The sequence below is a fragment of the Thiolapillus sp. genome, assembly GCF_048562965.1.
Taxonomy (GTDB): Bacteria; Pseudomonadota; Gammaproteobacteria; order Chromatiales; family Chromatiaceae; genus Thiolapillus; species Thiolapillus brandeum_A.
The window spans coordinates 1-518 of the sequence record NZ_JBHNMF010001677.1 but is presented as its reverse complement, the minus strand read 5'-3'; the positions used below and the strand labels follow the sequence as shown (position 1 = coordinate 518).

Here is a 518-nt window from a genome sequence, read left to right as displayed (position 1 = left end):
GCGCTGTGCTGTCTTGCCCCTTGTTCAGGGTAAGAATCGCCGGATAGGTGGTCACGCCCTCGAAAACCTGCAGGTCGCCAAAATCCACGATATTTTCCAATACCGCATTGTCCAGCAGAAAACGCCGCAAAGGCTCGCCGGAGGCAGTTTTGAAGAAGGTGGAGGAAGAAATATAACCCAGCCTGCCCCCCGGTTTGAGCAGTTTCATTCCCAGCTCGAAGAAGTAGGCATACAGATCCGCCACGCCATGATAAACGGCATAATGAGCTTCCAGCCAGGGCTTGATCTCGCTGAAGCGTTCCTGGCGCACATAGGGCGGATTGCCCAGCACCACATCGAAGCCGCCCTGCGCCAGGATGCCCGGAAACGCCGTCTGCCAAGTAAAATCCCCGCCCGGCACCGATTCATCCAGCCCCAGGCTGTTGCCCGCGATGAGGTTGTCATCCAGGCTGGTGAGGGATTTGCCTTTTTCGGCGGTCTTGAGCCACAGGGAGAGCTTGCTGATCTCAATGGATTCG

Annotated in this window: 1 protein-coding gene; it reads right to left on the bottom strand. The window is 56.9% G+C overall.

What is annotated here, in order from left to right:
• On the bottom strand, positions 1–518 hold a 518-nt coding region (locus ACOCD2_RS26175), incomplete at both ends, for an Eco57I restriction-modification methylase domain-containing protein (RefSeq protein ID WP_419626454.1).